29 protein-coding genes and 1 tRNA gene are annotated in these 24,027 nt (G+C 52.2%); 16 read left to right on the forward strand and 14 right to left on the reverse strand.

All coding sequences use genetic code 11. The features are described 5' to 3' along the window. Nucleotides 1–102 precede the first annotated feature (102 nt). Entirely contained in the window at nt 103–813 is a 711-nt protein-coding gene (locus ATL17_RS04165) for a FadR/GntR family transcriptional regulator (RefSeq protein WP_133571499.1), read from the forward strand. Between the two features lie 401 nt (nt 814–1,214). Here the strand turns inward: ATL17_RS04165 and ATL17_RS04170 are convergent, their stop codons facing one another. The 3 genes from ATL17_RS04170 to ATL17_RS04180 all read right to left on the reverse strand — a co-directional run bounded on the left by ATL17_RS04170 (nt 1,215) and on the right by ATL17_RS04180 (nt 5,608). Beyond that, the gene (locus ATL17_RS04170; RefSeq protein ID WP_133572189.1) at nt 1,215–1,901 is read right to left on the reverse strand and encodes a D-lyxose/D-mannose family sugar isomerase; all 687 of its coding nucleotides are present in this window, start codon (nt 1,899–1,901) and stop codon (nt 1,215–1,217) included. A gap of 87 nt (nt 1,902–1,988) precedes the next feature. Next, entirely contained in the window at nt 1,989–4,376 is a 2,388-nt protein-coding gene (locus ATL17_RS04175; RefSeq protein WP_133571500.1) for a 1-deoxy-D-xylulose-5-phosphate synthase N-terminal domain-containing protein, read from the reverse strand. Nucleotides 4,377–4,399: 23 nt separating this feature from the next. Further along, nucleotides 4,400–5,608 carry a methionine gamma-lyase gene (locus ATL17_RS04180; RefSeq protein WP_133571501.1) on the reverse strand — a complete coding sequence of 403 codons (1,209 nt, stop codon included), beginning with the start codon at nt 5,606–5,608 and terminating at the stop codon, nt 4,400–4,402. A 141-nt stretch (nt 5,609–5,749) separates the two neighbouring features. Here ATL17_RS04180 and ATL17_RS04185 point away from each other — a divergent pair, with 141 nt between their 5' ends. Then, on the forward strand, nt 5,750–6,205 hold the full coding sequence (locus tag ATL17_RS04185) for an Lrp/AsnC family transcriptional regulator (RefSeq protein WP_133571502.1): 456 nt from the start codon (nt 5,750–5,752) through the stop codon (nt 6,203–6,205). A 14-nt stretch (nt 6,206–6,219) separates the two neighbouring features. On the opposite strand, the gene ATL17_RS04190 is transcribed toward ATL17_RS04185, so the two are convergent. Beyond that, entirely contained in the window at nt 6,220–6,564 is a 345-nt protein-coding gene (locus ATL17_RS04190) for a hypothetical protein (protein ID WP_133571503.1), read from the reverse strand. 149 nt (nt 6,565–6,713) lie between these two features. Here ATL17_RS04190 and ATL17_RS04195 point away from each other — a divergent pair, with 149 nt between their 5' ends. The 6 genes from ATL17_RS04195 (at nt 6,714) to ATL17_RS04220 (ending at nt 10,573) form a co-directional block, all read left to right on the forward strand. Continuing rightward, the gene (locus ATL17_RS04195) at nt 6,714–6,914 is read left to right on the forward strand and encodes a heavy-metal-associated domain-containing protein (protein ID WP_133571504.1); all 201 of its coding nucleotides are present in this window, start codon (nt 6,714–6,716) and stop codon (nt 6,912–6,914) included. A 14-nt stretch (nt 6,915–6,928) separates the two neighbouring features. Beyond that, nucleotides 6,929–7,708, forward strand: a complete 780-nt coding sequence (locus ATL17_RS04200) for a helix-turn-helix transcriptional regulator (protein WP_133571505.1) — start codon at nt 6,929–6,931, stop codon at nt 7,706–7,708. Between the two features lie 82 nt (nt 7,709–7,790). Further along, a complete protein-coding gene (locus ATL17_RS04205; protein ID WP_133572190.1) occupies nt 7,791–8,180 on the forward strand; it encodes a VOC family protein in 390 nt (129 codons plus the stop codon). Nucleotide 8,181: 1 nt separating this feature from the next. Further along, entirely contained in the window at nt 8,182–8,496 is a 315-nt protein-coding gene (locus ATL17_RS04210; RefSeq protein WP_133571506.1) for a DUF1801 domain-containing protein, read from the forward strand. A gap of 68 nt (nt 8,497–8,564) precedes the next feature. After that, entirely contained in the window at nt 8,565–9,743 is a 1,179-nt protein-coding gene (locus tag ATL17_RS04215) for an MFS transporter (RefSeq protein WP_133571507.1), read from the forward strand. Continuing rightward, nucleotides 9,743–10,573 carry a GNAT family N-acetyltransferase gene (locus ATL17_RS04220; protein ID WP_133571508.1) on the forward strand — a complete coding sequence of 277 codons (831 nt, stop codon included), beginning with the start codon at nt 9,743–9,745 and terminating at the stop codon, nt 10,571–10,573. The genes ATL17_RS04215 and ATL17_RS04220 overlap by 1 nt, the downstream gene beginning before the upstream one ends. Here the strand turns inward: ATL17_RS04220 and ATL17_RS04225 are convergent. Beyond that, a complete protein-coding gene (locus ATL17_RS04225) occupies nt 10,570–11,193 on the reverse strand; it encodes a YdeI/OmpD-associated family protein (protein WP_342775920.1) in 624 nt (207 codons plus the stop codon). The genes ATL17_RS04220 and ATL17_RS04225 overlap by 4 nt on opposite strands. A 170-nt stretch (nt 11,194–11,363) precedes the next feature. Between ATL17_RS04225 and ATL17_RS04230 the strand changes: the two genes are divergently transcribed. After that, nucleotides 11,364–11,960, forward strand: coding sequence for a dihydrofolate reductase family protein (locus ATL17_RS04230; RefSeq protein ID WP_133571509.1), 597 nt, complete (start codon nt 11,364–11,366; stop codon nt 11,958–11,960). A 50-nt stretch (nt 11,961–12,010) separates the two neighbouring features. On the opposite strand, the gene ATL17_RS04235 is transcribed toward ATL17_RS04230, so the two are convergent. Beyond that, a tRNA-Ile gene (locus ATL17_RS04235) sits at nt 12,011–12,087 on the reverse strand. A gap of 272 nt (nt 12,088–12,359) precedes the next feature. Here ATL17_RS04235 and ATL17_RS04240 point away from each other — a divergent pair. The 3 genes from ATL17_RS04240 (at nt 12,360) to ATL17_RS04250 (ending at nt 14,024) form a co-directional block, all read left to right on the forward strand. Then, nucleotides 12,360–12,686, forward strand: a complete 327-nt coding sequence (locus ATL17_RS04240) for an ArsR/SmtB family transcription factor (protein WP_133571510.1) — start codon at nt 12,360–12,362, stop codon at nt 12,684–12,686. Between the two features lie 85 nt (nt 12,687–12,771). Beyond that, complete coding sequence (locus ATL17_RS04245; protein ID WP_133571511.1) at nt 12,772–13,197, forward strand: c-type cytochrome; 426 nt, start codon at nt 12,772–12,774, stop codon at nt 13,195–13,197. A 71-nt stretch (nt 13,198–13,268) separates the two neighbouring features. Then, nucleotides 13,269–14,024 (forward strand): SIMPL domain-containing protein, encoded by a 756-nt coding sequence (locus tag ATL17_RS04250; protein ID WP_133571512.1) that lies wholly within the window; start codon nt 13,269–13,271, stop codon nt 14,022–14,024. A gap of 41 nt (nt 14,025–14,065) precedes the next feature. Here ATL17_RS04250 and ATL17_RS04255 read toward each other — a convergent pair whose 3' ends face one another. The 4 genes from ATL17_RS04255 to ATL17_RS04270 all read right to left on the reverse strand — a co-directional run bounded on the left by ATL17_RS04255 (nt 14,066) and on the right by ATL17_RS04270 (nt 17,498). Continuing rightward, the gene (locus ATL17_RS04255) at nt 14,066–14,890 is read right to left on the reverse strand and encodes a sulfite exporter TauE/SafE family protein (RefSeq protein WP_133571513.1); all 825 of its coding nucleotides are present in this window, start codon (nt 14,888–14,890) and stop codon (nt 14,066–14,068) included. Nucleotides 14,891–14,903: 13 nt separating this feature from the next. Then, nucleotides 14,904–15,365, reverse strand: a complete 462-nt coding sequence (locus ATL17_RS04260) for an ankyrin repeat domain-containing protein (protein ID WP_208111110.1) — start codon at nt 15,363–15,365, stop codon at nt 14,904–14,906. A gap of 16 nt (nt 15,366–15,381) precedes the next feature. Then, nucleotides 15,382–16,785, reverse strand: coding sequence for a RimK family alpha-L-glutamate ligase (locus ATL17_RS04265; RefSeq protein WP_133571514.1), 1,404 nt, complete (start codon nt 16,783–16,785; stop codon nt 15,382–15,384). A 77-nt stretch (nt 16,786–16,862) separates the two neighbouring features. Then, a complete protein-coding gene (locus tag ATL17_RS04270; protein WP_133571515.1) occupies nt 16,863–17,498 on the reverse strand; it encodes a helix-turn-helix transcriptional regulator in 636 nt (211 codons plus the stop codon). A 106-nt stretch (nt 17,499–17,604) separates the two neighbouring features. Between ATL17_RS04270 and ATL17_RS04275 the strand changes: the two genes are divergently transcribed. Together ATL17_RS04275 and ATL17_RS04280 are read left to right on the forward strand one after the other, a co-directional pair. Next, a complete protein-coding gene (locus ATL17_RS04275; RefSeq protein ID WP_133571516.1) occupies nt 17,605–19,044 on the forward strand; it encodes an MFS transporter in 1,440 nt (479 codons plus the stop codon). A 10-nt stretch (nt 19,045–19,054) separates the two neighbouring features. Beyond that, on the forward strand, nt 19,055–20,506 hold the full coding sequence (locus ATL17_RS04280; protein WP_133571517.1) for an MFS transporter: 1,452 nt from the start codon (nt 19,055–19,057) through the stop codon (nt 20,504–20,506). On the opposite strand, the gene ATL17_RS04285 is transcribed toward ATL17_RS04280, so the two are convergent. The 3 genes from ATL17_RS04285 to ATL17_RS04295 form a co-directional block, all read right to left on the reverse strand. After that, complete coding sequence (locus tag ATL17_RS04285) at nt 20,489–20,698, reverse strand: hypothetical protein (protein ID WP_133571518.1); 210 nt, start codon at nt 20,696–20,698, stop codon at nt 20,489–20,491. The two genes, ATL17_RS04280 and ATL17_RS04285, sit on opposite strands and share 18 nt — an antisense overlap. Continuing rightward, nucleotides 20,691–20,993, reverse strand: a complete 303-nt coding sequence (locus ATL17_RS04290; protein ID WP_133571519.1) for an HlyU family transcriptional regulator — start codon at nt 20,991–20,993, stop codon at nt 20,691–20,693. The genes ATL17_RS04285 and ATL17_RS04290 overlap by 8 nt, the downstream gene beginning before the upstream one ends. A 472-nt stretch (nt 20,994–21,465) precedes the next feature. Beyond that, nucleotides 21,466–22,179 carry an MBL fold metallo-hydrolase gene (locus ATL17_RS04295; RefSeq protein ID WP_133571520.1) on the reverse strand — a complete coding sequence of 238 codons (714 nt, stop codon included), beginning with the start codon at nt 22,177–22,179 and terminating at the stop codon, nt 21,466–21,468. Between the two features lie 130 nt (nt 22,180–22,309). Between ATL17_RS04295 and ATL17_RS04300 the strand changes: the two genes are divergently transcribed. After that, on the forward strand, nt 22,310–22,666 hold the full coding sequence (locus ATL17_RS04300; protein WP_133571521.1) for a winged helix-turn-helix transcriptional regulator: 357 nt from the start codon (nt 22,310–22,312) through the stop codon (nt 22,664–22,666). On the opposite strand, the gene ATL17_RS04305 is transcribed toward ATL17_RS04300, so the two are convergent. Then, on the reverse strand, nt 22,663–23,256 hold the full coding sequence (locus ATL17_RS04305; protein ID WP_133571522.1) for a TetR/AcrR family transcriptional regulator: 594 nt from the start codon (nt 23,254–23,256) through the stop codon (nt 22,663–22,665). The genes ATL17_RS04300 and ATL17_RS04305 overlap by 4 nt on opposite strands. Nucleotides 23,257–23,337: 81 nt before the next feature. Here ATL17_RS04305 and ATL17_RS04310 point away from each other — a divergent pair, with 81 nt between their 5' ends. Beyond that, a complete protein-coding gene (locus ATL17_RS04310) occupies nt 23,338–23,967 on the forward strand; it encodes an NAD(P)-dependent oxidoreductase (RefSeq protein ID WP_133571523.1) in 630 nt (209 codons plus the stop codon). The last annotated feature ends 60 nt before the right edge of the window (nt 23,968–24,027 follow it).

Consider the following 24,027-nt stretch of genomic DNA (forward strand, 5'->3'; position numbering starts at 1 on the left):
GCGGTTTCGCTCTTTCCGATTGTGAATTAAGCACATGCAAACATTGCATTTCATCCCATTTGCGCTAAAAATCATAAAAACCAATTGAAAGCGGGGAATAATTTGGCAAGCTCACCAAAGCCCGACATGCAGGAAACCGCCCAAAAACCAGCGCCAGAACGCGCTTATGAAGCGGTGATCGCAAAAATTCGCGTCATGATTGAAGAGAAAAATCTCGGCCCGGGAGATACCCTACCGCCGGAACGGCAATTGGCCGAAATCTTCAATGTTTCCCGCCATTCCCTGCGTGAAGCGATCCGTGTTTTACAGGAAAAAGGCGTGCTCGCCGCCCGCCAAGGCAGCGGCAACTACATCCAATCCGCCACCCGCGGCGATTTGATGCGCACCCTCGCCGTTTCCACCAACACCGGTTCCCGCCGCGCTCTGGAAATCTTCCAACTGCGCGAAATCATGGAGCCGCAACTCGCCGCCCTCGCCGCTGAAATGGGTGAAGCACGGCATATTGAAATGCTGGAATCGATCTTGGAAAAGCAAGGGCAAACGACAGACGGTATTGAGCTTCGAAAGCTCGACCACGAGTTCCACGAAACCCTAGCCGCCGCAACCGGCAATGCCACCCTTTACGAACTGGCCCAAAACATCAACCGCTCGCTTCTCCCCCCAAAAACCAAAATCTACGACAACCGCGAACGCCAAGTGATTTCACTCGAAGGCCACCGCAAGATTTTGGACGCCATCAAAAACAAAGATGTCGAAGGCGCCAAAGCCGAAATGCGCGCCCATATCGCACGGGTAAAATCGACGGTTTTTTAGTGTCCCGCTATAGCCGCCTCATGGCCGTCCCGGACCTGATCCGGGACCACCTTTGATCCCGGCTCAAGGCCGGGAATGTGCAAGAGAGTTTATCAAATTCCGAACAAACGACTGGTAATCGGCACCACTTTCACAAAACCCACCCACGTCATTGCAAGACTTGATCTTGCAATCCATTTGAGGGCAACGGCCCGACACCTAAAGCATTTGTACTGAGAACTGTCCGTCCAATCCCATCGCCCCTGCGCCGCAGCCGACGTGAAATGGACCCCAAGATCAAGTCTTGGGGTGACGGCGGGAGTCGCAGGTGCCTCACCACAAAGCACCCGGTCATTCCCGCGCAGGCGGGAATCCAGACCGGTTTCTCCACATGGCAAATCATCGGCGTTATGCGTTTTGAGTTACCCCAAATAACCCCGATAATCACTCACGAGCAAATGCGTTGGCGCTTCATCTTCTTCAATCTCAGCAAACCGCCCAATCGACTCGCGGAAAATATTGTCCGTCTCATCATCATTAACGGTCGACACTTCGCCAATCAGCACATCGCCGCCCTCGCCCCAAAAGGCATGCCAATCGCCCGGCATCAGGGTAACGCTTTCGCCCGGTGCAAATTTCAGCTTTTCGCCCGGCTCAAAAGGCCGTTCAATGCCATCACACAACACCACACCGCCGCGATCTTCGGCAAAATTGCCCTCGTCGTCGGAGCCGAACAGTTCGATCACCATGGTCGCGCCGCCGCGATTGATGATATCTTCGGCTTTGATCACATGGGTGTGCATGGGCGAAAGCTGGTCCTGCCGGGAAATCAGCAGCTTTTCCGCATAACACATGCCGCCACCGCGCTGCAGGTCCGCCAAGCGGCCATTGCGCAGGGTGAACAAAAACAGGCCCATTTCATCAAAACGGCCCGCACCATAATCGGTAATATCCCAACCACACCGCGCATCGATCAATGCCCGCGCCTTGCCAGCATTGGCCTTAAATTCTTCTGGTGTCCAATAAGCGAACGGCGGTAACACAAAGCCAAAAGACCGGATCATCTCATCGGCTTCAGCCATAATTTCATTAATGCGAGAACGTTTCATCATGCACTCTTTGGGACAAATAGAGACAAAAAAGGTGAGGCTTTAGTCATAAAGCCCCACCTCAAATTTTCCAAGTCCCGAATGTGCTTAAACGACTTCTCGCAAATGCCGTACCGGACGCCCCCGCACAATATTTTGCGCCACGCTCACAATCGCATCGGCATTGATGCCATAATGAGCATAGAGATCAGCAATCGTCCCCGTTTGCCCAAAATGCTCCACACCTAGCGGCACGGTGCGATGGCCAGCCACAGCGCCCAGCCAGCCCAACGTGGCCGGATGCCCGTCTGTCACGGTGATGATTGTGCAATGAGGTGGCAATTGCGCCAACAGCCGATCTATATGCGATTGCGCATTGGCCTGCCCGCGCCGCCGTGCCCGTTGCGCTGCGGTCCAACCCGCGTTCAGCCGGTCGGCTGAGGTGCAAGCCAGCACGCCAATGTCGCGGCGATCTTCGCCGATACGGCCGGCGGCTTCGATCACTTCTGGCGCCACCACGCCTTGATAGGCAATCACAATCTCTGCATTTGACCCAGGCTCACGCATCCAATAAGCCCCGTCGATCACGCCCTGCTTGAACGCGTCATCCTTGCGCCATTGCGGTTGCTCAATCGGGTTGGTCGACAGGCGCAGATAGACCGAGCCGCCCGTTTCATCGCGCAGCCATGTGCGCTCGTCCGGATCGCCCTCGCCATCGCGCTGCATATAGTCGAAGGCCCAATGCATAATGGCCGATAATTCATCCACATAGGCAGGCTCAAACGCGGCCAGCCCATCTTGGCTCATGCCGATCAATTGCGTGCCGATGGATTGGTGTGCACCACCTTCCGGGGCCAGCGTCACGCCCGAGGGCGTGCCCACAATCATAAAGCGGCTATCCTGATAACAGGCATAATTGAGCGCATCCAACCCCCGCGCCACAAACGGATCATAAACCGCACCAATGGGCAGCAAGCGCTCGCCAAACACAGAGTGAGACAGCCCCGCCGCGCCCAGCAGCAAGAACAAATTCATCTCGGCAATGCCCAGCTCAATATGTTGGCCATCAGGCGAAAACGCCCATTTCTGCGCTGACGGAATTCGTTGATCCTTAAACTCGTCATTGAGTTCATTGCGGGCAAACAGGCCCTTGCGGTTCACCCACCCGCTCAAATTGGTCGTCACCGTCACATCGGGCGATGTGGTCACAATCCGCTCCGACAAGGTTGGGTTATTCTTGGCAATCTCATCCAAAATCTTGCCAAATCCGGCTTGACTGGCAATCTCCCGATCAGCCAATTCAACGGGCGCCCCCACCTCAACCGAAGGCGCAGAAAAGCGGCGCGTGCCTTTAGCAAAAAACGGCACCTGATCCAAGAATTTCTGGGCTGCCGCCGCGTCCTTCACAAGTGAGAATTTTTCCCATTCTTCGCCATCGGCCACACCCATCTGGCGCTTAAATTCATCCATCTGGGTTGGCGTCATCAACCCACCATGATTGTCCTTATGCCCCGCCAAAGGCGTGCTCCAACCCTTAATGGTGTAGGAGATGAATACGGTTGGCCGATCATGATCAATGCTCTCAAAAGCTTCCACCAAGCTTTCCACGCACTGGCCGCCCAGATTGTTCATCAGCTCGGCCAATTCGTCGTCGGAATAGCTTTCAATCAGCTTGGTCACATCGCCTTGGTCGCCAATCTCATCCAGCAAACGGGCACGCCACGCTTTACCGCCCTGATAGGTCAGCGCCGAATAAAGCTGGTTCGGGCAGTTATCGATCCACTCTTTCAGCTTGTCGCCGCCGGGTTGCTCAAACGCAGCGCGCTGCTTCACGCCATATTTCAGGCGCACAACCTCCCAGCCAAACGCTTCAAAAATCGGCTCCAGCCGCTTCCACAAGCCTTCGCGGATCACCCCATCCAGGCTTTGGCGGTTATAATCGATGATCCACCACACATTGCGCAGATCATGTTTCCAGCCTTCTTGAAGGCATTCAAAAATATTGCCTTCATCCATTTCCGCATCGCCCACCAGCGCCAACATTTTGCCCATTGGCTTTTCAGCGGCCCATTTTTTGTGCTGGATATAATCCTGAATCATCGAGGCAAAGGCCGTGATGCCGACGCCCAACCCAACGGACCCAGTGGAGAAATCCACATCATCAATATCCTTGGTGCGGCTGGGGTAAGATTGCACCCCGCCAAAGCCACGGAAATTCTTCATCCGGTCCAACTCTTGATTGCCCATCAAATATTGGATCGCATGGAATATGGGCGAGGCATGCGGCTTCACCGCCACCCGATCTTCGGGCTTAAGCACACTAAAATAGAGCGCAGTCATGATCGACACGATCGAGGCAGACGACGCCTGATGTCCGCCAATCTTGATCTGCTGGTCACCTTTCGGGCGGATATGGTTGGCATGATGCACCATCCAGCACGCCAACCACAAAATCTGCCCTTCCAGCTCTTTCAGCTGCTCTATTTTCTTGCTCATCGCCCCACTCCCTCTGATCTTGCTTACGCAACCTGCGCTTTTGCTGCTGGCAAAGCCTGCTCCAAATCGGCCCAGATGTCTTCAACCTCTTCAAGGCCGACAGACAAGCGCACCAACCCTTCAGAAATGCCATGCTCTGCACGCTCTTCTGGCGTGTAGGTTGAATGGGTCATGGACGCCGGGTGCTGGATCAAGGTTTCCGCATCCCCAAGGCTCACCGCCCGCTGGATCATATCCAAACGATTCATGGTAGAAATACCGGCGTGCATACCGCCAATCAGCTCAAAAGCAATCATACCCCCAAAATCGGCCATTTGCTTTTTCGCCAGCTCATGCTGCTCAAAGCTCGGCAAGCCGGGGAAATAAACTTTGGAAATCATCGGGTGCTGTTCCAAACGCTGGGCAATTTCCATCGCGCTCGCACAATGGCGGTCCATGCGCAATTGCAAGGTTTTCAACCCACGCATAATCAGCATCGCGTTGAACGGCGCCATTACCGCTCCGGTCATATCCTTCATGCCCACCAGACGAATTTGATCAATATCTTCTTTACGGCCCGCAATCAGCCCGGCGATCACATCTCCATGGCCGCCCAAATATTTGGTGGCCGAATGCAGCACCAAATCCGCACCATGTTCAATCGGGCGGGTCAGGTAAGGCGTTGAATAAGTGTTGTCGACAATCACCTTGGCATCAAATTCATGCGCGATGGCGCTCACCGCTTCAATATCCACTAGGCGCATATTCGGATTGGCCGGAGTTTCGAAATAAACCACTTTGGTTTTGCCGCTGATCGCCTTGGCCACATTTTGCGGGTCGGTCATATCCACATGGGTGATCTCGACGCCAAACTTCTGCAGCCCGTGGCGCATATAGGCGAAGGTGCAGCCATAAAGCGTCGTGTCGACAATGATCTCATCGCCCGGCGCCACAAAGGTCCAAAGCGCGGAGGTCACTGAGCCCATGCCTGACGCATTGGCCAGCGCGGCTTCCGCACCTTCCAGCACCGCCATGCGCTGTTCCAGCAAATCATTGGTGGGGTTGGAGATGCGCGAATAAACATGGCCCTCACGATCACCAGCAAAAATTTCCCCGCCATGCTCCGCTGTTGGAAAGGCGAAGGTCGAGGTCAAGTGCAGAGGAGGTGTAAGCGCACCACCCTCATCTTGCGGGTCATAGGCATGGTGAATGGCTTTAGTAGCAAAACCTTGATTTTTATTATTGTGGGTCATGTCGCGCACCTCCAATTGCTGTGGCGGACCGAAAGGTCCTCTCTTACCCAAAAGAATAAAAGAAATGCCGCGCAATGTTCTGGCAAACTTGACCCCGAAATGATATATTTTAGCAATATTATGCCAATGAATAGCGATTTTATGGACAAAATTGATCAAAGAATCATTCGCGAACTGCAGCGCGACGGTCGACTGACCAATCAGGAACTGGCCGAACGGGTCAACCTTTCCCCCTCGCCCTGCCTGCGTCGTCTGCGCAATCTAGAGCAGCAGGGCATCATTCGCGGCTACAGCGCCATCGTCGATCAAAAACGCTACGGCCTCCCCGTCACCGTGTTCGTCCGCATCAAATTGCAGCACCACACAGAACAAGGCGTCAGCGCATTCGAAACCGCCATCAAAAACATCGATGAAATCTTAGAAGCCCACTTGATGACAGGCGATTGGGACTACCTCTTGCGTGTGATCGTCGCCAGCCTGGAAGACTATGAACGCTTCACCCGCCAATCCATCCACCGCATTCCCGGTGTTGCTGGCATTGAAACCAGCTTTGCCTACGGCGAAGTAAAACGCACCAATCTGTTCCCGGCAATTTAGTCTCTGTACGTCACCTATCGACCATGCTGCAATCGCAGCAAACGGAGGTGGATTTTGGACAAGGCCTTAAACATCGCCGCATAAATCGGCTCGCGGGTTGGCGTGCAACAAGTCGCATAAAGCGTCCCCAATTTTGCACCCACCGCTTCAAGCTGCACAATAAAAGCCGCGGCATCGTCGGGCGCCATAGTTTCCAGCGCCAATTGATCACGCCCCAGTCGCTCCACTTCTTCGATCAAGCCCGTCATCTTTTCACCGCGCTTGTTCAAGCAACATGTTTTTTGCAGCTCCACCAATTCAATTTTGCAAACCTGAATTTGCTCTTCAATCAGTTGTTTCTGCTTGTCCGAGTCACTCATAAATCCGCCTCGCCATTCCGCGCAAAATCATATTGATGCGGCTTACAGCTGCTGTAAGGTCAACATGGAAGATTTAAAAAACTACTGCTTGACCTTCCAGTAAATGGAAGGGTTATTGAGCAAGAATAAACATGAAAGGACGATCCTCAATGACAAAGTTTAACGTACCAGACATGACTTGCGGACATTGCGAAGCCACCGTGCGGAAAGCAATTGGAGAAATTGACGGCACCGCAGACGTGAAGGTTGATTTAAGCGCCAACAAAATTGACGTGACATCAACAGCGGCTAATGATGACATTCTGGCGGCCTTGGACAAGGCGGGCTATCCGTCTAGCATCGCGTCTTAAGTCCAAATCCGTATATGCAACTACCCATCGGCTACAATGAACAATTGGTCACGCCAAAGTCGCGTCGACAAACGGCGGCGCATTGGTCTTTTATTGCAAATCAAAAAGGCGAAGCCATCATTTTACCCGATGGGTGCTGCGACATTATTTTGCGCTTCACCTTAGATCAGCAAAATCAACCGACAAACCTTACGCCCATCATCACCGGGCCAGCCACATCGCCATATCATGTAGAATATATGCCCGGCGATGGCTGGGCAGGATTGCGGATCTATCCCGCGAACGCCCGCACCCTTTGGGGTGCAAAATTGGGCACTGCGCAAGATCGTATTTTACAAGGCGAAGCGGCAATCGCCCATTTGCCTTACCTTGCAAAGTTGCTGCAAAACTTGCAGCCCAACAGCGATATCCATACCGCCCTTTTGGCTCTGCCACCACTGCAAAATACCGATAATGATCGGCATCTGGTCCACAATCTGATCGATTTAATCCATGTTAGCGGCGGCCAAATCAGCATCAATCAATTGGCACAGAATACGGATCATTCACCCCGCCACATCTTGCGCACCTTCCGCAATATGGTGGGCCTTTCCGCAAAGCTTTATGCCCGCATTGTCCAATTTCATCGCGCACTCAATCTCGTGCAAAAAACAGATCTTTCAAACGCCGAAATCGCGGCAGAATGCGGTTATGCAGATCAAGCCCATATGATCCGCGCGTTCCAAAAGTTCGGCGGCTTTTCACCAAGCCGCATCCCAGTGAACCTATCTTTGCCGGGCCTACCCGTTATCTAAATTATTCACCTCAGCAGGTCCGATTTGTTCAATCCGAACACCAAGCAGCACGCTAATGTCTGCCGGCAAATCGGAGAACAAAATGAAATTTGGCTACACCATCATCTATGTGAAAAACGTGCTAGAAACGGTCGCATTTTACGAACAAGCATTTGGCCTCTCTAGGCGCTTCATTCACGAGAGCAATCTCTATGCTGAAATGGAAACTGGCGATACAGCCCTCACCTTTGCGGGCGAAGAAGCTGCTGAATTATCCGGCCTAGCCGTCGCGCCAAACCGGAAAGACAATCTCAGCGCAGGCTGGGAAATTTGCTTGGTGTGCGAGAATGTGGCAACCGCCTACAGCCACGCCATCAACAATGGCGCAACACCACTTTTGCCGCCGGAAGAAAAGCCCTGGAACCAAACTGTGTCTTACGTAAAAGACCTGAACGGTTGCCTTGTTGAAATTGCCTCACCAGTGAGAAAATAAAATGACCCCAGACATCAAAACTGCCATCACCGAAAAAGTGAATGAGCTGATTTTAGACATTTGCCCTGATGCTGGCTTCACCAGCAAATATGGCGGCACGCTGATCGAGGCCGTGGCGGGCGATCCAAAAACTGCCGTGGGCGGTCTATTTTTTTATGAAGACCATGCCTCTTTTGAATTTTCAAAAGGCGCAGACCTTGTTGACCCGAACGGACATTTGGAAGGCAAAGGCAAATTTCGACGCCATCTGAAGTTGAAAACTGCAGAAGATATTAAGGAAAAACAACTGCGCAACTTTTTACAGCAAGTTTTTTAACACCATTTGCAGACCATTTTAAATACTGATATTAGAAGAACACCTGTTCCTCTAGCACCAGTATTTCTATGTCCCTTATATCGCTGTCACCGGCGCGGAGATCTGCTGCGCCGCTTTTTCTCTATCTGTTCTTGACCGCCGCAATCGGGGTGCTTTCCTTCCCCATTCGCGCGCTATTTGTCACCCAAACCTTGGGCGGCTCTACCTTTGAAAACGGGCTATCCTTCGCCGTCCCAGCCGTCATCTCGCTGTTCGTATTACCCATAATCGGCGACTTTTCCGACCGTATGGGCGAACGGCGCATCATCATCACGGTTGGCTTCATGGTGTTGGCGATCAGCTATGTGCTCACCGCTGTTGCCACCACCGCTTGGTTCGTGCTCATTCTGGTCTGCATCGCAATTCCCTTTATGTCAGCCGCCAACGCCCAGTTTTTCGCTTGGGCACAGGAGCGTGAAACCCAGAGATTTGGAGACAAAGCAACGGAAAGCGGCGAGCTGCGCATCGGCTTTATCGCAGGCTGGGTGGTCGGCCCGGCCATCGCTGGCCTGTTGCTTACCTACGGCCTAACTTATCGCGATATCTTCCTCATTCAGGCTGTTGGCTATGTGATCATGGGGGTCGCCATTTGGCTCTTTGCCCGCGTTGTAATCACCAAACCTAAGGAAAAAGGTGACCGTTTTAGCTGGTTGCGTTGGCGCGATGTGCCACGCAATTTGCTCTATATCGCTCTGTTTGTCGCGCTGGTCTTGTCTGGCGATATTGTGCGCCTCGCAAATTTGGCACTTTTCATTGACGCGAACATCTCAAAAGACCCGGTGGACCTAACCATTGCCTTCGCCGCAACGCCAGTTGTTGAAGTCCCCGCAACCGCGCTTTGCATCTATTTGGCAAAACGTTGGAACCGCAAATCCGTGTTGGGCATTGGCTTTGCCGCCGCTATGTTGCATTTCGGCTTGTTCCCGTTCGTGCAAACATTGGAGCAAGTGGTCGCCCTGCAAGCGCTTTATGCGTTCATCCCGGCATCAGCCCTTGGCGTAGGCATTGCCTATGCCCAAAAATGCGCGCCTGAGCGCATGGGCTTCGCCACCTCAGTCATTTTCTCCGGCCAATCCCTTGCCATCCTGCTGGGCGGTTCCATCGCCACATTTGGAGGATTGTTTTTGTCGATTGAAATGACCTATTTTGTTCCTCTTTTCTTCATCCTGATTTCAGGATTAGTCTGGTGGAAAATGGAGGAACTTTAATGTCGATTGAAATCAGAAATGCGCGAGATATTGACCCGCAGGCGCTACATGCTGCCATGCTGGACGCTTTTTCTGATTATGACATTCCGTTGCAGCCAACGCTGGATCAATTCATGGGCATGCTGACCCAACGGCAATTTGATCCGGCACTCTCCTCCATCGCTTTTGATGGCAAACAAGTGCTCGCCTTTTGGTTTATCGGCACCCATGATCACCGCGCCCATCTGATCGCCAGCGGCACCCGCATCGCAGATCGCGGCAAAGGTTTGGCCAAGCAAATCGCCGCCCGCTCTGAGGCAGAAATCATCAAGGCTGGTTTTAAACTCCTCCAGTTTGAATGCCTCACCAGCAACCAACGCGCCTTGGGGCTATATCAAAAACAGGGCCATGAGATTCATCGCGAATTTGACTGCTTTGTCATGGAGATAGGCGATTGGGCGGAATCAGAGTGTGAAATCAAAAAAGTGGACTGGGCAACCATTGCCCCGCACACTGAAGCGCTGCGTGATGTGATGCCTTCTTGGCAGAATGAGGATTTTGCGGTCGCCGCAGCGCCGGATGCAACCTGCATCGCCGCATTTCAAGCAGAGCAACTGATTGGCTACATCGCCGTTGCCCCAAGCGGCGCGATCTATCAATTGGCGGTTACTAAAAACCATCGACGCAAACATGTTGGCCGGGCACTTCTGCACAATGCAGCAACTGCCATCAACAAACCCAAACTCGCCTTCATCAACATCGACACATCGGATGCAGAAACCATCAGCTTTCTCACCCATTTGGGCGCGCAAAAAACCGTCAGCCAATATGAGTTGATCAAACGCTTTTAGCGTTCCATCGCGCCTTTGCCCGCAATGATGTGATCGCGAAATTTCGCGATCCGATTGATCCGCGTTTCAGATTTTTTCGCGCCGTTCAAATTGATCGCATAACTCTTCTGCCGCCCCGGCGTCAGATTATGAAAAGCCTCCGCCAATTCCGGATCGCTATCCAGCGCATCAATCATCTCTTCCGGCAAATCAATTTCACGCTCAACCTTTGGCGGTTTCAACCCTTTTTCAGCCGCATCCATCAGTTCTGAAATATAGGCCCGAATGGTCGGCTCCAGCTCAGCCACCTGTTCATTTGCCGTGAATTTAATCACACTCGGCGTTTGTGAATTGGGCCCATTTGGCACCAACACACCCTCAGGGTCCTTCAACAGCCCGGCATTAAAAAAAGATAGGCGAAAATCGTTTCGCAGCGCTCCGAACAACACAATGTTTCGATCATTGTGCATGTAACAAGGGTGCGCCCATTTCACATGCTCTTCCAGCGCCATATCTTGGCAAATCCGGCGCAGATGGTTCAACCCATCAATCCATGTCCGCGTCACGCAATTGGGGGTATTGAACTTGTCGCAACGGCCACACCCTTTGGTGAAGAAGTCTTCAACATCTGTGATCATCATTGGCCGGTCCTCCACTTTCAACGTTGGCAATATTATGCCGCCGCCTGCATTATTGCAGCCTCAATCCGCATATGCCAGAGATGGCGTTTGCATTTCCCTAATTTCTCAAATTTATTGCCCAAACCTTCGGCCTACAGATAACATCTCATCCAAATTTGTTGGACAACATCATGTGCAAAATCAAGATCATCGAACATATCAGCCTAGATGGCGTTATCCAGTCTCCCGGCAGCGCAGATGAAGATCGTTCGGGCGACTTCCAATTTGGCGGCTGGTCCACCCGGTTCAGCGATCCCTCCCTCGGGGACGTCATCTTTAAAGCCCATCGAGAACCGTTCGAACTGCTTTTAGGGCGCGGCGTATATGACATTTGGGCCGCCTATTGGCCAAAGCAGCAAAATGACTTTGCCGCGACTTTCAACAAGGTCACCAAACATGTGGTCACCCATCGCCCGGAAAGTTTGACATGGGGGCCAGCAAAAGCCATCAGCGCTGATGTGGTGAATGCAGTGCAGGCGCTCAAAACGAGCAATGGTCCGGACCTTATTTGTTGGGGCAGTTCTTCACTCACACCCACATTACTAGCCAATGAACTTGCCGATGAAATCACCTTGATCACCTACCCAATTTTGCTGGGCACCGGCAAAAAATTCTTCGCCGAAGGCACCCCACCATGCCAGTTAGAACTGGTCACAAGCCTGCAACTTCCATCAGGTATCATGGTGAAAACATTCAAGGCAGCCGGCCCTATTCAATTCGAACAATAGGCAAATGGCTGGCTACAAAAGTGGCGCAGAAATGCAAAATTTGGAGGAAATGGTGGGCCCGGTAGGACTCGAACCTACGACCAGACCGTTATGAGCGGTCGGCTCTAACCAACTGAGCTACAGGCCCAACCCGAAATGCTCATAGCAAGCAGTGTAAGCAATTGAAAGAGATTTTTGCGCTGCCAACAGTATTTGTCAGTTTTGGTTTTAGGGAATACCCTAAGATTAGCCAATTACCAGTTGATCATATAGGTAAGTACGCATATCGTTAAACTCAAATTGTTGCACGATTCCATATCTATGGAACTAGGCAGCAGCATCTGCTGTCATAAATGATCCTGCGCAACAATCAAGCTAGTACTTAAAAAAATAAGAGCAAAAAGCTCAGTTGAGGGAACAATGACGTTACAAGCGTTCGATTTGGAGGGAAAATCCCCCAATAAGTCTGATTTGGACACTGATCAAACTTCCGTCTTTCTTAAAGCCATTGCCCATGAGGGGCGCTTGTCGATTCTTTGCCGTTTGGCACAAGGCGAAGCCTCAGTTTCTGACTTGGAAGATCTTCTGAATGCGCGGCAAGCTGCCGTTTCGCAACAATTGGCACGGCTTCGGCAAGAAGGTTTGGTCAACACCCGCCGTCAAGGCAAAGCCATCTACTATTCGCTGGAAAAACAGCCTATTCGCGACAATATCGAAAGTTTGTTCAGAACTTTTTGCACTGAGTAAACCTTCCCCTGTGACAATGCGGCCAATTGTGGCGGTCCTTTCATAGCTGTTATGAAGGGGCATATTTTGTTGCGGAGGTATGCAGATGAAAAAACTTACTCTTGCCCTTGCGGGTCTCTTGGCACTCAGCGCACCTGCGTTCGCTGATGGCGATGCGGATAAAGGCGAAAACGTATTTAAAAAGTGCAAGGCCTGCCACATGGTTGGCGAAGACGCCAAGAACCGCGTTGGCCCTGCGCTGAACAATATCTTTGGTGCTGTCGCTGGCTCTCACGACTTTAAATATTCAGACGCGATGATCGCTAAAGGCGAAGAAGGTCTCGTGTGGACCGCTGAAACGTTGGACGCATATTTGGAAAATCCACGCGCGTACATCAAAGGCACAAAGATGTCGTTTGCGGGTCTGAAAAAAGAAAAAGACCGTGAAAATGTGATCGCATATTTGATGCAGTTCTCACCAGATTACGATCCAGAAGCGGGTGAAGAAGCAGAAGAAGCTGAATCACAATAGCACCCAATTGATGCCGCAAAAGCGTCGCAAATTGTTGGCAGGGTCGGTCCATCTTTAATTGGAGATGGAAAATGTATAAAGCGATCCTGCCAATCACAGCTGCACTCACACTTGCAGCCCTTGCCACCCCTGCCGCATTCGCGGACGATAAAAAATATACTTCAACCATCAATATTTCTGGCGTTGGCGAAGTCACGGCTGCGCCTGATATGGCGATTGTCACGTCGGGTGTTGTCACCGATGGTGAAACGGCCCGCGATGCCCTCACCGCAAACACAGAAGCCATGACCGCGTTGGTGAATGTGCTGAAAGAGGCTGGCGTTGAAGATAAAGATATTCAAACATCAGGCTTTTCCGTCCATCCCAATTATGTCCACACCGACAAGCGCGACGAAAATGGCTATCAATTACCACCCAAAATCTCTGGCTACCGTGTGTCAAACAATGTCACCGTGCGCATCAAAGATTTGGATAATGTAGGCGCTGTTTTGGATTCAGCCGTCACAGTTGGCGCCAATACCATCAATGGCATCAGCTTTGCGGTGTCTGACACCAAAGAGCTGCTGCAAGAAGCCCGCAAGCGCGCCATGGAAAACGCAATGGCGACAGCAAAAATCTACACAGATACCGCTGGCGTTGAATTGGGCAATGTGATGAACATTTCTGAAAATCAGCATTATTCACCTGCCCCGATGATGAAAAGCCGCGGCGCGATGATGGCCATGGCTGAATCAGATATGGCCGTACCTGTTGAAGCTGGTGAAATGAATTATTCTGTCACCGTTAATGTTCAGTGGGAAATTGAACAAGCTGACGACAGCGAATAGCTAATTTTAGGCGCGCGTCAAACTCTGGCGCGCGCTTTTATTTATCCGCTGATGGCCTTCAAAATCATTCTAGTTCCAACAATCAGCAAATAAACGGTCAACACCCGTTTCAGCCAAACGTCAGAAAGCCGATGCGCAATCGCGGCCCCCACAGGCGCAAATAAAATGGCACCTAATGCCAAGGCCAAAAAGGCGGGCAGATAAACATAGCCAAGCGCAAAATCAGGCACACCTGCCTGCCCCCATCCCGACAGCACAAAGCCTAAAGCACCCGGCAACGCGATGAACACGCCAAGGGCAGAACTTGTGCCCACCGCCTGATGCACCTTGCGCCCAAGCGCCGCCATGGTCGGCACACTAAGCGAGCCGCCACCAATGCCCATCAATGAAGAAATATAACCGATAACTGCCGCACTTACGCGGTGGGTCATGGCTGAATCCGACAAATGCTCCATCAGCTTTTTCTGAATCGGCACCACCGAGTTGATGGCAATCAGAATAGCCATAATTCCAAAAATCAGCCGCATCACGAGCGACGAATAAAACCCAGCGCTAATGCCGCCGATGAAAGAGGCAGCAACCATAAATGGCGCCCACAACTTCAACAGCTCAAACGACACTGCACCCTTGCGGTGGTGTGCCAATGCGCTTGATGTGCCAGTGGGGATAATCACTGCTAGAGACGTGGCCACAGCGACATGCAAAATCACCGTTTCGCTCATGCCGCTGGCAGCGAAGATGGTGGTCATCACTGGCACCATCACAATGCCACCACCAACACCAAGCAAACCTGCAATAAGCCCCGCAGCTACACCAGCCAGCGCCAGTGCACCATATTCGAAAATCAAAGATGTCAGAAATTCCATAAAGGTCTCGGCCCTATTTGCTCATCGCCGTGCGCAGCATATCTACAATAATTTCGCGCTCTCTTTGCGGGCGTGAGCAGGTATCGTCAAGCGCGGTCTTGTCGCCCTTACCTTTTTTGTGGGGGTTAGCCCCTGCTTCCAGCAAAAGCGATACGATATTGACGCTGCACCAGCTTGCTGCATTTTGCAGCGGCAATCGCCCATCACTATTTGCTGCATTGGGGTCAGCCCCGGCTTTCAGCAGCACAAGTGTGACCTCCGCGCCGCCCTTGGGCCCTGCCGCGATATAAATCAACGGGCCTGCCGTCTCAGAAACAAAGTTGGGGTCAGCCCCTTCCTCGATCATCCGCTTAACCTTCAGCGCATCATTATCGCGCACGGCTTGCACAAGTTCAGGAGGCTTGCCAGGGCGTTCAGCGCAAGCTGAGATCAGGGCCAAAAATGGCAAAAACATCAGCAGCTTCAATAGGCCCATTCGGCTTTTCATGGCATCACTCTGTTTGTGTCGCACCCACATGCACTGGTGGCGATGGGCGCGCATATTCAACAACATAGTCGATAACTCTTGACGCAAGGTCAAGTCCCGTCGCGCTTTCAATCCCCTCAAGCCCCGGCGATGCATTCACTTCCATCACCACAGGGCCACTTTCCGTGCGCATCAAATCCACCGCGGCAAAACGCAACCCAAGCGTTTTCGCCGCCCGCGCCGCCATCTGCCGCTCTAGTTTGGTGATCTTCACTTTTTTTGCAGAGCCGCCTTGATGATAGTTGGCGCGGAAGTCCCCCTTCTTTGCCGTGCGGCGCACCGCAGCGATCACCTTTTTGCCCAGCACCATGATCCGCAAGTCAGATTGATCTTGCGTGTCCAAAAACGGCTGAATAAGCAGCTTCTCATCAAGATCGTCAAACGCGTCCAAAAGGCTTTTGGCCATGGTGCGATCTGGTGCCAACAGCACCCCGCGTCCGCCTTCGCTTTTGCGGCTTTTGAGCACGTAAGGGCCTTCCCCCGCTTTGCTCACCATGGCGCGGCCATCACGGCCGTTAAACGCGCTCAACGTCAACGGCACCTCAATGCCGGCCTTCGCCATATATTGATAGCTCCACAGCTTATCCCGCGCCGCAGCGATGGAAGACGCACCATTGAGCACATAGCTGCCCAACAATTCAAACTGCCGCACCACAGCCAACCCATGCTGGGTGATCGGCGCACCAATACGTGGGATCACCGCGTCATAGCGTGGCAATGGCTCATCACGCTGATAAATGGTCGGGCTAAGCGCATCCACATGCACAGTACACCGCGCAATATCCACCAGATCGACCTGATGCCCCTTTTTCTCAATCGCCTCAACCAGGCGCTGCGTAGAATAAGCGTTGGGCGCGCAGGTCAATATGCCGATATTTAGGGTTTTGCTGGCGCTTTCTTCTAGATGGTGACCATAAAAGTCACCCTCTGGCACGCCATTGATACATGCCCCAAAAGGGTCCACCACAATCCGCCCTTCCATGGCAGTGCGGCCCAGCAACATGCGATAATTCATGGTTTCGCGGTTGGTCAGGCTCAATTCAATTGGCCAACTCTGCCCCGCCAGATGCAAATCCACCTGCACAAATGGGCGCATTTCTGCCATCCCGTTTGAGGAAATCACTTCGCGATAATCAATCAGCGGTGCATTGCACCATACATGCAGTTTGGGATCGTCAGCCAAAGGCTGAACGCCAAAATGAATGTGGGTTACCCCATCAATTTCGATTTCTTCAAATGCAAAGCTGTGCAGGGCCGATGTGCGGGCACCTGTGTCAACTTTGGCCAATATAGCCGGCAAGCCAATATCGGGCATGCCAATCCACTCTTCCCAACCAACAGAAATTTTGGGCTTCGCGGTTTCTGCCATATACGCGCCTCATAAGTGGGTTTCGCAAGGTGAAGCGAGTCGCAATTTGACGCGCTTTCAAACCCACTTAAACAAAATCACCGCGCTTCTACAATGCGATAAGTGCATCGGCGCGCGCCACTCACAATATGGCTCTCGCGCACGACATCCACCTCATCGCCCAAAACTTGACGAAACAGGTTCAATTCTGACCGACAAAAGCCTTGGCACTTCGTCGCCGCCACACAAATTGGGCAATGATTTTCGTGCAGAAAAAACCCGCCATCGCAAGGCTCAACCTCGGTCATATAGCCTTCGCGCTCGCGCAATTCTGCCAGCGCTTTCACCTTGCCGTGCAAGGTTGGCTCTGCTTGGATCTGCTTATGATATTGTTGAAAAGCGCGCTGCTCACGCGCAGAAATCAGCTTTTCAATGCCTTCTTCGCCATAAAGATCTTCAATTGATCCCAGCAATTCCATGGTCAGGTCCGAGTGGCGATCTGGAAAGCGGCTATGGCCTATGGCGGTCAGTTTCCAATATTTCTTGGGCCGCCCTACCGATTCGCGACGGTCTTCACCCACAACCAAGCCCTGCTCCAGCAATTTTTCCATGTGCTGACGCACAGCAACAGGCGTGGTGCCCACGGCTTCAGCCAAATGCACAGCAGTTTGTCCACCGCGCGATTTTAACAAATAGAGCAAGCGCTCTATGGTTTTTTCATCAGATTGTTTCATGCGTTTTCCATCCGTCTTGCGGATTTAATAAAAAAAGGTTTGACTTGTCAAATCACCTTTCTAATATAAAGAAAGTTTTTTCTTATCAAATAATGCAGCGCAAATTATGACCGACCAAACCACGCCCCCAATAGAGGATAAAGTACGCTTTAGAGACGTGCTGACTGAGGGCCGTGCTCTGCTCACACTCACCTTGGTGGTGGCCATTGGTTCCCATGCGGTCAATATGTTTGCAGTGCGCACCGTGTTGCCCACAATTGTGGAAGATATTGGCGGCGCAAAAATCTTGTTTTGGTCTGCAGCGCTGTTTTCGCTCATGGCGATTTTAGGTGGCATGCTCACCATCAACCTCAAATCACGTATTGGCGCGCGCCTAAGCTTTTATCTGGCCGCTGCGCTCCTGATCATAGGGTCGGCCTTTGGCGGCTTCGCACCCACTTTTGAAATCGTGATTTTAGGCCGCGGCATTCAGGGCTTTGCCGAAGGCATTCTGGTGTCGCTCTCCTATATGGTGCTGGCCGAAACATATAAGGGTAATTTGATGACCCGCATGATCGGCATTTTGGCGATTGTGTGGGCCGTTGCCGCTGCCATTGGCCCAATGGCTGCGGGGATATTGGAACATTTCTTCACGTGGCGCGGCACATTTCTCGTCAATTTTGTCGTCGGCCTAGCCATCGCCATCCAAGCTTATTTCGCGGTGTCCAACACCGCTAAAGCGCAAAAATCCGCCAAGCCGGATTTCCGCGTCCTGCTCCCGCTCATCACAGCCGTCACCATATTGTGCTTTATCGGGCAACTCACGCACCCGCTTGCGATTGCAGGCTTGCTGGTCGCTGCCGCATTTCTGATCTTCATCGGCTTGCGGGCTGAACGGCACAGCAAAAGCCGCATGTTGCCCGTGCGCTTGTTCGATCCGCGCAGTCCCGTCGCCATCGCCTATATGGTCACCATCATGATCAGCACCTTCGTCACGGCACACACGCTTTATAACGTGGCCTACGTGCAGACCCTTTGGCAGATAGATTTGACCCTTGCAGGTTATATGACAGCCCTGCCCGCTGCATTTTGGTCCGTCGGCTCTTGGTCTGTCGCCAGCGTTTCGACTTACGCCGCCCAGCGCCGATGGATTATGGCAGGGTTATACGCCATTTGGCTCAGCGTGGCTCTTTCCGCTGTGGCCCTCAATTTTGCCAGCCTGCCCCTATTCCTGCTTTCCCTGACCCTTTTGGGTCTGGGGTTAGGCTGGCAGAACATCTTCATTGAAAAAATCTCCGTGCAATTTGTGCGCGGGCGAGAGCGCGACCGGGCCGCCGCCATGCTGCCCCCTATGGATAATGCGGCGTCTGCCTTTGGCGCTGCATTGGCTGGCTTGGTCGCTCTCAATCTTTCATTGATCAATCCTGATGCCCCCAATGGCTTGTTCTCCGCAAATGAGGTACAATCCTATGCACCATTAATGTCGGCGTTGTTCTTTGTGTTGCTCACGCCAATTTTGGTCCTGCCGCATATCCTGCCGAAAACGCCACCGCGCAAAATCACTTAGGTTTAGTCTTATGCTCACCACTGCTGATACAGATTCAAAAGCTGGCATTTTCTCAGCCGCATTTTTGCCCATCACATTGATGAACATTCTGGTGGTCACCTCCCACGCGGTAAATGGCTTCATCACCTCTGTCATCGCCCCCTCCATCGTGGTGGATTTAGGCGGCCGCGAACTGATGTTTTGGCTGTTCGCCCTGTTTCAGGTCGGGTCCATTTGCGCGGGCGTTATGGCGGGAAATTTCAAAATTAGATTTGGCGCAAAACCCATCTTTCTCAGCTCCGCGCTGCTTCTGGCGTTTGGCTCAGTGCTCGGCGGCATCGCCAACAATCTCGCCTTGGTCATCCTTGCCCGCGGCCTGCAAGGCATTGCCGAAGGCATGCTGATCTCGCTGGTCTATGTGGTGATTGCCGACCATTTACCCTCACGCCTGCTGCCCCGCATCTTTGCGCTTTCCTCCACATTGTGGGCGCTCGCCGCGGCTGCCACCCCGCTCTTTGCTGGGCTGCTGACAGAGTTCGTGTCGTGGCGCATTGCGTTTCTGTTCAATCTGCCACTCGTGGTGATTTTGATTTTCTTGTCTTATTTCGCCTTGCCCAAAACCGAACCACAAAGTGATGCGAAGCCCTTTCCGCTCAAGCGCCTATTGCTGCTGGTCACCGCCTTGCTGATCACGGGCTTTGCCGGGCAAATCACCAACATTGCATGGTTGGGCCTGATCATCCTCACCTCAACCATCTTGCTGGTGGGCTTTGGTGCGCTCGATCAAAAAGCGGTTGAACGGTTTATGCCGCCAAACCTATTTTCGTTGAAATCCAATATGGGCCGCAGCTTTGCTATGCTCGGCCTGTTCACCATCGGCGCATCTGGCCGCACCGTCTATATGGTGGCATTGCTCCAATCGATCTGGCTGATGTCGCCCATGATGGCAGGCTATGCCACCGCCACATTGGCCATGACATGGACACTCGCCGCATGGGTGGCCAACCGCATTGAAGACGTGAAGCGCCGCATTGCCTTCATCCGCGCAGGCGCAAGCTTTATCTTTGTCGGCGGCGTTATCTCCGCCTATGGCATTTGGATCATGGATTTGTGGTTGGTGATTGGCGGCATGATGCTCACTGGTATGGGCTATGGATCTTCAAGTCCGCTGATCCGGCAAACCATCATCACCCAAGCACCAACAGAACATAAAACCATCGCCTCCGGCGCCATGGCACCGGTTCAATTCACGGGCGCTGTGTTCGGCGCGGCCATTGCGGGCTTCTGCGCGCTGGCATTTGGTCTGTTCGATGGCGCACAAGGGGATATGGTGCTCACCTCAAGCGCAGCGCAACAAGCTGGCGCTGCCTTATTGTTGGCGTTCACCATCTTCCCCGCCCTTTGCATTTTGATCAGTTTGGGCCTGTCAAAAGTTCCTGACCATGCCGAACATGAACAGGCAAATTCAGAAGCGCTTGCCTAGATAATCTGCAATTGAAGTCGCGGCGAAAAAGATCACCATAAAAGAGAAAATGGCATATGGGTTGAAACGCCCATCAATGAAAAACACCAAACCGCCAAAAATTGCCGCTGCGATCACTGCATATAAAAGACGGTTCAACAAATGATGTTTGAAAGTCCGTTTGTCTGGTCCGCGATGTGAAGGATCAGACATTTTCGCCGCCATCAAAAAGCGACTTGCCGCGCTCGCGAATGATCTGCTCACCTTTAGCCAAGGTGGCTTTCTCCGCCATTTCGGCACTGGTCAATTTGTCTGCACGGATAAATTGCACGGCGTCCAAGTCGCCATTTTCGTGAGTGCGTTCAATCCGACCGCACAATTGATATTCTTGCCCAGCACGCATCTCAATCGCCACAATGCGCAAGCCATCAACAGTGGTTTCACCCAAAATCTTCGGGCCAGTTTCACCCTTGCTGCCGCCACCAAATAGCTTTTTAAAAAAGGACATGTCGCACTCCAAAACCTGATTTGGTTCGCTTATAGCACGGCTTTTCCTTTGGCCAAACCGTCACATGCGCAACATTAACCCGGTGCTAACCTTCACCCTTTAGGACAGGGCCCACAGTCATTCGGCTGTGGTTCACAATCTGATTCAAGAAATCTAGCCAACTTATTGAAGTTAGATTCTTATTGGCTTTCGAAGCGGAATTTCCGCCTGATTTGCAAATCGTCTAGATCAGACATTCATTTGCAAATTCCTGCCGACCAATTCAATTAACACTTGGATTCAATAAACCCAAATAAGCAATTATTTCTGAATCGCTTTTGCCATTTCACCTGCCATCAATTGCCAGATAATGAGAACTGATTCCGTTCAAACCACAGCACAGAATTTTCGCGAGTCATTTCAGAATCTTAGCCGAAAACAACCGCATCTTGATCCGCGCTGTGTTGATTATTGTCGCAAATAACGGGGCATTTTACAGCGCGCGCAACCTGTGAATATGTCTTTCCACTGCTTTGGCACTCAGCTTAAACCCGTGCCCCACATGAAAATGTGTGCTGCCCATCGCCAACAATTGCTCCAGCGCGTTGGCCACTTCAAGCGGCTCTTCTTCAAAGGGGGGACGTTGTGGTCGATCCACTGGCAACAATCCACCAAGTGCATAACCACTCGCCAACAGATCACTCACAAAGGCTTGCCCATCATCCAGCAAAACGGAAATTGATCCGGGCGTATGCCCCGGTGTAAAGATCACCTTTCCATCCAAACCATAGGGCCGCAAGTCTAGCTCGTCATGGTCATGCATCACAATGTCAGGCGTGAAATATGTGTAAGGCTCAAGCGGCAGTCCACGACGATAGAGATAGCGCCCCACCCATCCGGTCGGACACAATTTCATCTTCGCCTCACCCGCACAATATTTCGCTTCTGCTTGGTGGATCACCACAGGTGCACCACTCAGCTCACGCAGCTTGGCGGCATTGCCCGCATGGTCCACATGCCCGTGGGTCACCACAATCAATTTGAGGTCATCCCACCCCAATCCCAATTTCTTGAGTTGGGTGCCAACTTTCTCTTCCGTGCCCATCAGGCCCGTATCCACCAGCACCGCACCCTTCGCAGTTTGCAGCAGAAAAGCGTTGATCATGCCGAGCGGCAAAATGGGCACACGTTGCAATTTATATGTCATATCCATCTCCATTTGCTGCCATTTAAGCAGGCGAAAATGGGCTGACAATCCGTTACAAAATTGTACCCTATGGCCTTTGCAGGCCACAGCTATTAAGCTAACGCACAATGATAAATGGCAAGGTGAGACCATGAAAATCGATCCCCCGGAATTATATGCGGATGATGTGCTCAGCTGTCCCGTTGCGGCAGCCGTGCAAACATTCTCCGGCAAATGGAAGCCAATTTTGCTGCACATGTTGGCAGAACGCAAAATGCACTTTGCGCAGATTTCCCGCGCCCTGCCCAAAGCCAGCAAAAAAGTTCTCACCGAGCAATTGCGTGAGTTGGAAGCTGACGGGCTGATCACTCGCACACCAACAGATGAGCGCCGCGTGCGCGTGATTTACGCCATGTCCGAAAATGGCAAGCAGCTCGCCCCCATCCTGTTGCAACTTTACCGCTGGGAAAAGTTGCGTCGCGTGGAAGAGTTGAACGAAGCCGCTTAGGCTTTCACCTCACAAAGGCTGGCCAACGCAACCTCTTTCAAATGCGCCACATATTCGTCCTGCGTCCAGCCGCATTCATGGCGCAATTGCGCCCAGTTGCGCACGGACAGCAAGGTCCACAATAAATCAGTTGCCTTCGCTTCATCCAACCGCGTGCTAAGCTGCCCATCACGCGCTAAGTCGCGCACCGCCGCGGCACAACCATGGCGCACCGCCTGCATGCGGTCTTCCCATGCAGCGCGCGCCTCTTCATCGCTGTCCATCATCGCCATCAGCGCTTTGCCAATGCCATAAATCTCCGGGATGTAGTTCCCCCAAACTTCAACCCAGGCATCCAGCCGCTCCAAACCTGTTTCCGCCGTCCGGCTTTTTTGCAACCGCGCATCCACATCGTTCTTTTCATCCAAATAACGCGTGGCCGCGATCAACAAATCTACGCGCTTGGGAAAATGAAGATACACCGCTTGCCGGCTGATCCCTGCCGCCTTGGCAATATCAGATATACGCACCGCCCCGCCTGCGCCGCTTTCAAGCAACTCAATGGCAGACTGTAAAATGCGCGCACGCGTGCCGCGCCCGTCACTTGACATAATGTCAATCTCCTATTAATTGACACGATGTAAAGTTTACATCGTGTAAAGTCACTCTTATCTAAAGCATAGGAACACAAAATGAAAGTCATTATCTTCGGTGCCACAGGCACCATAGGTCGATTAGTGGTTGAACAGGCACTCGCAGCAGGCCATCAAGTCACGGCCTTTGCCCGCAATCCGCAAAATCTTGATCTTCAGCATCAATCCCTCACCCGCTATGCAGGCGATGCCTCAAACGCTGCAGACGTCGCCGATGCCATAAAAGGCCATGAAACAGTGATCATCACTTTGGGTTCCGGCATGTCGCGCAAAAGCCGCATCCGATCTCTCGGCACAGCCAACATCATTGCAGCCATGAAGCAACATGGCATTGACCGCTTGATCTGCCAATCCACCCTTGGTGCACATGAAAGCTGGGAGAACCTCAATTTCTTCTGGAAACGCATCATGTTTGGCGCCTTGCTCGCCCCTGTCTTTAAAGACCATGAGCGGCAAGAAGCCTTGGTGCGCGATAGCGGTTTAGATTGGACCATCATACGCCCAAGCGCATTTACACAAGACCCAGCCACCGGAAAGTTCAAAACCGCTTTCGGCCCGGAAGAACGCAGACTTACCCTAAAAATCAGCCGCGCAGACGTCGCCGCCTTTATCAAAGATCAAATTGTCGGCTCAGATTTTAATCGCCGCGCCGTTGCCATCTCCAATTAAGGAACAAATTAGCGGCAGCAAATATCGCACGTAACTTGCCAAATCGCCGACCACGCTATA

Source organism: Maritalea mobilis, assembly GCF_004363175.1.
Taxonomy (GTDB): Bacteria; Pseudomonadota; Alphaproteobacteria; order Rhizobiales; family Devosiaceae; genus Maritalea; species Maritalea mobilis.

Coding starts and splice junctions, on each gene's coding strand:
- ATL17_RS04250 (WP_133571512.1), top strand. CDS start 13,269: ATGTATAAAGCGATCCTGCCAATCACAGCTGCACTCACACTTGCAGCC.
- ATL17_RS04275 (WP_133571516.1), top strand. CDS start 17,605: ATGACCGACCAAACCACGCCCCCAATAGAGGATAAAGTACGCTTTAGA.
- ATL17_RS04175 (WP_133571500.1), bottom strand. CDS start 4,376: ATGAGCAAGAAAATAGAGCAGCTGAAAGAGCTGGAAGGGCAGATTTTG.
- ATL17_RS04180 (WP_133571501.1), bottom strand. CDS start 5,608: ATGACCCACAATAATAAAAATCAAGGTTTTGCTACTAAAGCCATTCAC.
- ATL17_RS04190 (WP_133571503.1), bottom strand. CDS start 6,564: ATGAGTGACTCGGACAAGCAGAAACAACTGATTGAAGAGCAAATTCAG.
- ATL17_RS04260 (WP_208111110.1), bottom strand. CDS start 15,365: ATGGGCCTATTGAAGCTGCTGATGTTTTTGCCATTTTTGGCCCTGATC.
- ATL17_RS04310 (WP_133571523.1), top strand. CDS start 23,338: ATGAAAGTCATTATCTTCGGTGCCACAGGCACCATAGGTCGATTAGTG.
- ATL17_RS04200 (WP_133571505.1), top strand. CDS start 6,929: ATGCAACTACCCATCGGCTACAATGAACAATTGGTCACGCCAAAGTCG.
- ATL17_RS04220 (WP_133571508.1), top strand. CDS start 9,743: ATGTCGATTGAAATCAGAAATGCGCGAGATATTGACCCGCAGGCGCTA.
- ATL17_RS04225 (WP_342775920.1), bottom strand. CDS start 11,193: ATGATGATCACAGATGTTGAAGACTTCTTCACCAAAGGGTGTGGCCGT.
- ATL17_RS04280 (WP_133571517.1), top strand. CDS start 19,055: ATGCTCACCACTGCTGATACAGATTCAAAAGCTGGCATTTTCTCAGCC.
- ATL17_RS04255 (WP_133571513.1), bottom strand. CDS start 14,890: ATGGAATTTCTGACATCTTTGATTTTCGAATATGGTGCACTGGCGCTG.
- ATL17_RS04270 (WP_133571515.1), bottom strand. CDS start 17,498: ATGAAACAATCTGATGAAAAAACCATAGAGCGCTTGCTCTATTTGTTA.
- ATL17_RS04295 (WP_133571520.1), bottom strand. CDS start 22,179: ATGACATATAAATTGCAACGTGTGCCCATTTTGCCGCTCGGCATGATC.
- ATL17_RS04285 (WP_133571518.1), bottom strand. CDS start 20,698: ATGTCTGATCCTTCACATCGCGGACCAGACAAACGGACTTTCAAACAT.
- ATL17_RS04170 (WP_133572189.1), bottom strand. CDS start 1,901: ATGAAACGTTCTCGCATTAATGAAATTATGGCTGAAGCCGATGAGATG.
- ATL17_RS04215 (WP_133571507.1), top strand. CDS start 8,565: ATGTCCCTTATATCGCTGTCACCGGCGCGGAGATCTGCTGCGCCGCTT.
- ATL17_RS04300 (WP_133571521.1), top strand. CDS start 22,310: ATGAAAATCGATCCCCCGGAATTATATGCGGATGATGTGCTCAGCTGT.
- ATL17_RS04265 (WP_133571514.1), bottom strand. CDS start 16,785: ATGGCAGAAACCGCGAAGCCCAAAATTTCTGTTGGTTGGGAAGAGTGG.
- ATL17_RS04305 (WP_133571522.1), bottom strand. CDS start 23,256: ATGTCAAGTGACGGGCGCGGCACGCGTGCGCGCATTTTACAGTCTGCC.
- ATL17_RS04210 (WP_133571506.1), top strand. CDS start 8,182: ATGACCCCAGACATCAAAACTGCCATCACCGAAAAAGTGAATGAGCTG.
- ATL17_RS04290 (WP_133571519.1), bottom strand. CDS start 20,993: ATGTCCTTTTTTAAAAAGCTATTTGGTGGCGGCAGCAAGGGTGAAACT.
- ATL17_RS04195 (WP_133571504.1), top strand. CDS start 6,714: ATGACAAAGTTTAACGTACCAGACATGACTTGCGGACATTGCGAAGCC.
- ATL17_RS04230 (WP_133571509.1), top strand. CDS start 11,364: ATGTGCAAAATCAAGATCATCGAACATATCAGCCTAGATGGCGTTATC.
- ATL17_RS04185 (WP_133571502.1), top strand. CDS start 5,750: ATGGACAAAATTGATCAAAGAATCATTCGCGAACTGCAGCGCGACGGT.
- ATL17_RS04205 (WP_133572190.1), top strand. CDS start 7,791: ATGAAATTTGGCTACACCATCATCTATGTGAAAAACGTGCTAGAAACG.
- ATL17_RS04245 (WP_133571511.1), top strand. CDS start 12,772: ATGAAAAAACTTACTCTTGCCCTTGCGGGTCTCTTGGCACTCAGCGCA.
- ATL17_RS04240 (WP_133571510.1), top strand. CDS start 12,360: ATGACGTTACAAGCGTTCGATTTGGAGGGAAAATCCCCCAATAAGTCT.